The sequence below is a fragment of the Flavobacterium pygoscelis genome, assembly GCF_023162025.1.
GTDB classification, from domain to species: domain Bacteria; phylum Bacteroidota; class Bacteroidia; order Flavobacteriales; family Flavobacteriaceae; genus Flavobacterium; species Flavobacterium pygoscelis.
The window spans coordinates 257155-265615 of the sequence record NZ_JALNUB010000006.1 but is presented as its reverse complement, the minus strand read 5'-3'; the positions used below and the strand labels follow the sequence as shown (position 1 = coordinate 265615).

Sequence of the window (8461 nt, the reverse complement as noted above, 5' to 3'; positions counted from 1 at the left end):
TGTGTAATGAGGTGTTTTATTTTTATAGGTTCACCTTTAAATTCTAAATTGGGATAAGGTTCATCAAGATAGTTCCTAATATCATCATTTAAATTTATTTTTTTATCAAGTACGGCTTTCGCGGCTATATAACCTGTAAAAGTTTTAGTTACAGAAGCTATTTCATAAAGAGTAGAATCGTTTGGTTTGTTTCCTTTTCCGATAGTTAATTCTCCAAAATGTTTTATTGTTGATTCCCCATCTTTATACACTGCAACGGAAACAGAATGAAATCTTTTGTCATTTAATAACTGAAACGCATTTTTTGTAATCGCATTTTCAACATTTTGTTTATTGATTTGCTGAGCACTTTTACATCCAAGTAAGACAAAAAATAAAATAGTGATTAAATATTTCATTGTTATAATTTATAATACAATTTTTTGGTTAAATAGCATATATCGTTTCGCGGCTTTGCTAGGTTGCGAACTTCGTAACAGATTATTTTCAGTTAAAAATAAAATTTTTTGCGAAACATAAACGTGAATTTTGCACATATTTCGCAATCTTGCAAAACCGCTGTTGGCAGTAGTAATTATTATAATGTGATTTCGTGATACTTTTTTTTTGTTTTATTATTTTCCGTAAATAAGATTGATTCTTTTAATTTTTTGAAATTGTCATATTCTATTTCTACAACAATTTTATTTACAGAATTTATTATACCAAATTTGTTATTTTTCTTTACAACATATTCCTTTGAAAGATAAATATTTTCTATATAATCATAATCGCACGGAATAATAATTTTACCTGTAGAATTTATTACACCAAATTTGTTTTCATTTTTGATTATTTGATTTTCATTTTTTGAAAATTGTTGAACATCTTTAAATTTTACAAATTCATTTACATTAATTTCTTTTTCATAATGCTTGTCTTCTTCTAAATTGATTATATATTGTTTATTTTCTTTTGTTGCAAAAATTGAGTTTTTGTAAACATTGTAAAATTCATAATTTTCATTAAGAATTCTTTTACCACTTTTAGTGAATAAACCATTTTTGTTTTCATTATTTTCAACAATGTAATAATTGTCAAATAAAGTTCTGATACTCTTATAATTCATTGCTATTATATCATTTACAATGTTTGGATTTATAACACCAAATAAATTATCTTTTTTCACAACGTAATTTTCTCCAATATTATTATCTCCGAAAATTACAGCATCGTCAAAATAACTGAAGTATATTTCGTCATAAACAAAAGGTTTAATTATTGAATCTGTTGATGAAATAAAACCATTTTTTTTATTGCTTTTAGCAATAAAAAAAGAATTTACTTGTTTGATTTCATCGTATTTACAATTAATAATGAATTCATTTTTTGAATTTATTATTCCTATTTTTGAAGTTAAATTATTTTTTATGAGATATAAATTGTGATTAAAAATTCTTTCAAAATTATAATTTTTAATAGATTTTAAAATTATGTTACCATTATTATCTATTATTGAAGTTGTTTTGTTCGGAAAATCAACAATTGCATTGTTATTTTTAAATTCAGAAATTTGAGTAAATTGTATATTGCTAATTTGTTTTCCTTGAAAATTATAAAGCGTACTTAATGCTTTAATTTCTGCAATTATTAAATTATTATCAACTGAAATATTGTCAAACTTTGTTGGTAATATTACATTGTTTAAAGTGTCTAAAATTCCAATTTTATTTGCTTTTTCGACTCTTATTAAACCATTTTCAAGATAAATAACATTATCATAAATAATTGGAATTTTAATATTTCCTTTTAAATCAATAAACCCTCTTTTAAATTTTTTATTTATTTCATTTCCAACTTCGAAAAGATTTTTAAGTTGTTTTTTGTTGTAGATAAATGAAAATATAGGTTTTATTATTATATTTTCGGTGCTATCAATTACACCCATTTTTTTGTCAAAAGTTCTAAAAACTGCAAAGTTATTTTCAAAACCATAAACATATTCATATTTCTTGTTTTGCATTAATTTCTCTCTTATAAATTCAAATTTATTTTGACTAAAGGATAGAAAAGGAAAAAGTAAAATAAACAGTTTGAATATTTTCATAAATTATGATTTTGCGGTATTGGCGGATTCAAGGGTCTAGCGCAACAATGTTAATTTTTTTTAAATTAATCAAATTTAGTATTTTTCTTAGATTTTGTGCTTAATTTTAGAATAACTTTTTTGGCTTTTTAAGAAGCCAAAAGTTATTTCCAAACTTAAGCCTTTGTTTGATTCATTTTGTTGATTTCTTCGCTTCTCATTTGATTAGGTGTTTTGAAACCCAAAACCTTTCTTGGTCTGTTATTTAGATTGTTTTCTATGTTTTTTAGCTCTTCCATACTTATATTATTAAAGTCAGTTCCTTTTGGTAAAAACCTTCTAATTAATCCGTTAGTGTTTTCATTTGTACCTCTTTCCCAGGAGGAGTATGGATGTGCAAAATAAATATCCATTCCAGTTTTTTTAGAGAGCCATTTATGATTAGCCATTTCTATTCCGTTATCGTAAGTTATTGTTTTTCGGAGGTATTGAGGTTGTTTATTTAAGAGCTTTACAAATTCGTGAGTTACTGTTTTGGATTTTCTATTGTTGATTTTTACAATAATTAAAAATCTAGTTTTTCTATCTACAATAGTTCCAATAGCACTTTTGCGTGCTACACCAATCATCAAATCTCCTTCTAAATGTCCAGCTTCCAGGCGTTCTTCGATATATTTAGGTCTATCATCACTGACTTGGTCTTTGATTCTGGTTTTTTTTATACCATATTTCCTTTTGTCTCGTCTTTTGTGATGATGATAGGGAAGAAGTTTGATTAGTTTTTTACCCAACGTAGATTGTCTAAATCGATAAATATGTTTATAAATAGATTCGTAAGAAATGGACATAATAGGGTCATTTGGGTATAATACCTTGATTTGTCCAGCCATTAATTCAGGGCTAGTACCCTTTAATAAACTTCTATAAATGAATATTTTAAGTCTGGGATGTGAGTTTATTTTATCTTGAGTTCTTTTGATTTTATTGTTTTCTAAAGCATACCAATGTGCTAAATCAGCCTTGTAGATGTCGGTTGGCTTTAATAACCAAAGTTTTAATTCTTTGGTAATGGTGGATCTGTTTCGATTTACTTGCTTTGCAATGTAGCTTTTGGTCTTATTTTCCTTGAGTAAAGTCTCAATTATAATACGTTCTTCGAAGGATAATCTTTTATATTTTTTTTTCATAATTCAACAAAGATAAAATTTATCATTTGTTGCGTTAGGTTCTTGAATTCTCCCATTTAATTCGTTGTTAAGAAAATTATACTTCACTTCCTTAATACCAAATAAGCCGGTGCTGATGTGTCACAACCGCTTGAATTTAGATTGTATTATCTTTTTTGATATAATGATTTACCTTCCGATAATTTAGTTATAAAAGTGCAATAAAAATCTATCGCATTATTTTCCAAATTTTTAGAAAGTTATAATCTTTAAATAGTTTGTAGGTGAGTTTTTATTCTGCGGCACAAGCAAATCATCTAAGTTATAGTCTACTAGTTTCATAGAACATAATGATGAAATGTTTTAAGGAAACCAGTTCTAATTCCATTTAAACAGATATTTTTTTAATTCTTTTGAAAATGGCTTGATTTTGAAAAAATCTGGCAGGTTTTAGATAACAACAATCTTTCTAAAGAACTTTAATTTTACCAGTAGGATTCGTTTTAATTTTGATTAATCGGAAAGTAAAGCCATGAGTTAAATATTTTGTAGAACAATGGTTTTACTGAAACAAAATTTTAGTACTGGAATTGTTTAACCTCAAAGGACAACTGATATGAATTTAAGTACAACAAGTAAGAGAGTATATCTAGAGTTAATTTGTTTATTATACATACTGTTATTTGTCTATGCAGCAGTAAGTAAATTACTTGATTTTGAAAATTTTCAAGTTCAATTGGGACAATCTCCGTTATTAAGTGTTTTTGCTGGTTGGGCTTCCTGGGGAGTCGTGATTGTAGAGTTGATAATATCAGTACTTTTATCTTTTCAAAAATGGCGTCTTTTTGGGCTTTATGCAGCTTTTAGTTTGATGACTATGTTTACGACATACATAATAATTATTTTGAATTTCAGTCCTTTTGTTCCTTGTTCTTGTGGTGGGATTTTGGAGAAAATGGGCTGGACGGAGCATCTTGTTTTTAATATTGGTTTCATTTTTTTAGCACTGATAGGTATCATTCTTGCAACATCTAAAACAACAGCAGCTAGTGTAAAGAAAACGTATCGACCTTTAATTTTGAGTTCTTTTTTATTTGGTTGTAGTACTGTAATCGTTTCGTTTCTTTTTCTGTTTTCGGAGACGATTATCCACCATCGAAATACTTTTATTAGAAGGTTTCCTCCTTATCCAGCAACGGAAATTCAACAGCTTGATTTAAAATTTAATTCTTATTATTTTGCAGGTATTAATAATAAGCGTATATACCTTGGAAACTACACCACACCGTTCCAAATTACAGAATTCGATACACTTTTAAAATTTACAAAACAACATACAATTGATTTAGATAAAGTTGATTTTACTTTTCGTAGTGTTGAGACAAAAGTGCTAGATACTTCTTTCTATTTATTTGATGGAGTAGTTCCTTGCCTGTATATTGGAAATACAGCAAATTGGCAAGCCAAACTACAAGCGCCTCTTGGAATTCGATTTACACAAGCAGAGCCGATCAATACCAAGTCAATTGTATTTCGTGCTTTTTCTCCTGAGAACGGACAGAATATTTTAGGACTGTTTGAACTCGAAAAAAGGAATAAAATGCATCTCAAACCTGGTCTCTTACAAAAGCAAATCGATGGAGTATTTGACACTGATGGAACGCTTAAATACGATCCTGTGACAAAAAAAGTCGTGTACTTGTACAAGTATCGCAACCAATTTACGGTAGTGAACGCATCATTAAATGAAGTACGACGTGGTAAAACAATAGATACATTCAGTAGGGCTAAGATTCAAGTAAAGTACTTGACTAAGTCAAAAGAACGTAAAATGACAGCCCCTCCTCTTATTGTTAATAAAACAATGACTGTTTATGATAATTTGCTATTTGTAGCTTCTGCATTACCTGGTAAATATGAAGCAATAGAACTTTGGGAAACCGCTACCATTATTGACGTGTATGACCTAGCCAACAACAGCTATCTTTTTAGTTTTCCAATCTACAACATTGGCAAAGAAAAAATGAAAAGGTTTAATATTCATATTAAAAAACTATATGCGATTGTAGGAACGCATTTGGTTGTATATCAATTGAATCACCTATTCAAAAGTAGTTCGAATAAATAAAGAGTACTATGACTTATGTACTAGAATATAACCGGCCGGCTATCAGGGATAAGATCGAAAACCTGTTAAAAGAGTAGATCCTAATTTTTAAATTTATTACTATGAAAACAGAAATTTTAAAAATGATTATGCCAATGGCAGTCATTGCAGTAGCCGTAACTGGCGCTTTCAGTTCAAATGCAATGAATAAAAATTCAAAAGCATTTGCATTAAAACAAGGGTATACACATACGAGTCCTTCATCGGCTTGTAATATATCAAACATGTGTTCTGACATGTGTTCTGATTTTTGTACCGTAGGCGCAGAAGAGGTAAGATTATGGGGTAAAACCAGCCCCAATGCTACTACTTGTAATGTACCCCTTTACAAAAATAATTAAAATGTAGCATTAGCTGTAGGTGACAGCAGGAATAAATGACAATGCGGTTTCTAAATAAAGAAACCGCATTGCTTTTTTAGTTTTAGGATTTGTTGTCTTTTACAAAGAATCCTCTTTTTTTAAATAATGATTAAACCATTTTTCAATTTGCAGTGTCAAATGTCGCTGGTTAATTCGCTCCTCTAATCCGTGTTCTTCATTGGGGTATACTAACAAGGTATGGGTTTTTTGAAGCCTTCGTAAAGCCATAAAAAACTGCATGCTTTGAGAAGAATGTATTTGTGTATCAGATTCTCCAGTCCAGGACAAAAGAGGAGTATTCATGTGTTCAGCATTAAACAAAGGGGAATTATTCAGATACCCCCATTTATTGTCAAAGAAAGAAGTCCCCATCCGGAACTGTTGTGATTCGAATCGAAAGTAGTTCGGCTTGCCTGAAATTCCATTAGTTCGCAAATACAGGCTGTAAAAGTCTGAAATTCCCGCACCGGAAACAGCTGCTGTAAAACGATTGCTATGAGTTACAATAAAATTAGTTTCGTATCCGCCAAAAGAATGACCAATAAGGCCAATATGTGTCGGTGAGATCGATCCTGTTGATAGGGCTTCATTTACAGCCGCTAGAACACAATCCAAAGCAGATTGTCCGGGTTGACCTACTTGATAAACAATATCTGGGTAGAGTACGAAAAAGCCTTGCGAAGTTAAGTTACTCACATTGAATCCAGCCGAATTGTAAAGCGATGGATTGACATATTTGTGCAAGTTGTGTGCTTGATTCTCATAGATGCGAACGATCATAGGATACTTTTTTAATGGGTCATAACCGGCGGGATAATTGAGAACTCCTCTCATTTGATTTCCAGAAATATCTTTATAAATTATTGCTTTTGACTTTCCCCAAAGATAATGCTGTTGCTGTAAGTTACTTTGGAAAACGACAGTTGGAACTGTTAACATCCCAGCTTTGAACATGAGAGCGGGTGATTGGTCAAAAGTTTGTTCCAAATACATAAAAGAAGAACCATTTTTAGCAGTAGTCAAATAATCAACTTTTTTAGGTTGAAAAACAAGGGATTGAGTACCTCTTTTGCGGTTCCACACCGAATAACCGCTTTCACTAAAGTCAATGCGCTCCGCACTTAGATATAGTTTATCGTCTAAGTTGAAATAACCACTCGTGAAACCACTGAAGTTACTCGTTTTTTGTTGAGAAGGTTGCTGCGAAACTATTCTATAAACGATTTTATCTTCTCTACCATTGGTTAATCTTTTGGCAGTCCTTCCATCTGGTGTAATTTCCCAAACATCAAAGGCGTCATAAAGTAATAAAGAACGTTCATCCTTGCTCCAACCCGCGAATCCAAATGGATAGGTTTTATCATTTGCAACATATTTTTTCTCATAGAATTCGAACTTTATATGTTGTGTAATATTTGTGTAAGTAGCTTTGCTAATACTATATACCCACCAATCTCCATCTTTTAAATAACAAAAATAATCTCCTTCGGGTGATGCAAACAGCGTACCATCATTAGCGTATTTTTCTAAAAACAGTTTCTTTTTACCATTCTTGAGATCCATCAACCAATAATCCAAGTCTCTATACTCCTTGAACTGTGCTTCGTGGATTCTGGAATCAAATAGTAATGCTACATTTTGCAAACCGTTCAGCATCATCCCAGAAATCGCATGATCGGTAATTTGTAAAAAACGATTGTTTTTTGGGAACCAAACACCATTGTACGTATGATTTTCCATTAGTGGTCGCTGTACATATAACCATTGATCTTTAGTATTCCAAACCATAGCCGTATCTTTAGTAATGCTTGTCTTTTTATGGGTTTGAATAAATACTTTGTTACCATCGTCAGATAAAGTGAGAGCTTCGGAATCAGTCGACAGTAACATGTCTTTGGGGAACTCTTGATGGGTATTAGAATCAAAAGATTGTAATTTACTCTCGCTAACCGAATAGTAATACAGTTTAGGATTTAAGAGGGAACTTGTTGACGAATTACCGTAAAAACTCAAGGCAGTACCACCTTTATTCCACTTCATTTTACCAAAGTTTTCATTTGGGCTATTTGCAATTTTTTGTGTTCTAAAATTATCTTTCAAAAATATCAATTGAGCGATTGACTTTGTACTATTTTTAGAAGTGATGGCAAGAACAGTACTATCAGTATTAAAAGAATAAGTATTTATTGAATCAATTGTTTTTAGTATGTTCCCATTTGGCGAACAAATAAGTATTTTTTGATCCTTTTTAGAGTCAGAAACAACGATAAGGTATTGATCATCTGTCGTAAAAAAGTATTCGTTCACACTTTTCAAAGTTGTAGTTTGAGCCGTTTTTAAATTGAAAACTGCTAAGGAATTGGGAGCTGAATAATACGCAAAAACAGCTTCTTTACTAAACTTGCCTTGTTGTCCTTTCGGAAAAGAATGGGTTTGTAAGGTCGCTGTATTCTTTACAAACAAAGTGTCTTGATGCGAGGAATAGCTAGTGCTGTAGCTAATCCAAGTCCCATTGTCAGAGAGTAGTTGGGGAGTCAGTTTTCCCCAAAGCGGATAATCAGATGCTGTTACTACTTTTTTAATTTTTAGCTGAGCTATACAAATGCTTGAGCTAGATAAAAGTAACAACAGTATCATTCTTACAAAAAAACACGAGCGACCTAGGGATTGATATTTTTTTCTAGTTGTCATAAATGATGAA

Annotated in this window: 6 protein-coding genes; 2 read left to right on the top strand and 4 right to left on the bottom strand. The window is 30.8% G+C overall.

What is annotated here, in order from left to right:
* From MW871_RS11755 to MW871_RS11745, 3 genes are all read right to left on the bottom strand, one after another.
* Window positions 1-398 (bottom strand): serine hydrolase domain-containing protein (locus MW871_RS11755; protein ID WP_248428708.1); only part of this gene is annotated, 398 nt, incomplete at its 3' end.
* A 179-nt stretch (window positions 399-577) separates the two neighbouring features.
* Window positions 578-2086 (bottom strand): WG repeat-containing protein, encoded by a 1509-nt coding sequence (locus MW871_RS11750; protein ID WP_248428706.1) that lies wholly within the window; start codon window positions 2084-2086, stop codon window positions 578-580.
* Between the two features lie 155 nt (window positions 2087-2241).
* Complete coding sequence (locus MW871_RS11745) at window positions 2242-3252, bottom strand: IS30 family transposase (RefSeq protein WP_248428704.1); 1011 nt, start codon at window positions 3250-3252, stop codon at window positions 2242-2244.
* Between the two features lie 595 nt (window positions 3253-3847).
* Here MW871_RS11745 and MW871_RS11740 point away from each other — a divergent pair.
* On the top strand, window positions 3848-5359 hold the full coding sequence (locus MW871_RS11740; protein ID WP_248428703.1) for a DoxX family protein: 1512 nt from the start codon (window positions 3848-3850) through the stop codon (window positions 5357-5359).
* A 101-nt stretch (window positions 5360-5460) separates the two neighbouring features.
* Entirely contained in the window at window positions 5461-5739 is a 279-nt protein-coding gene (locus tag MW871_RS11735; RefSeq protein WP_248428701.1) for a DUF6520 family protein, read from the top strand.
* 99 nt (window positions 5740-5838) lie between these two features.
* Here MW871_RS11735 and MW871_RS11730 read toward each other — a convergent pair whose 3' ends face one another.
* Window positions 5839-8451 carry an alpha/beta hydrolase family protein gene (locus tag MW871_RS11730; protein WP_248428699.1) on the bottom strand — a complete coding sequence of 871 codons (2613 nt, stop codon included), beginning with the start codon at window positions 8449-8451 and terminating at the stop codon, window positions 5839-5841.
* Between the last annotated feature and the right edge of the window lie 10 nt (window positions 8452-8461).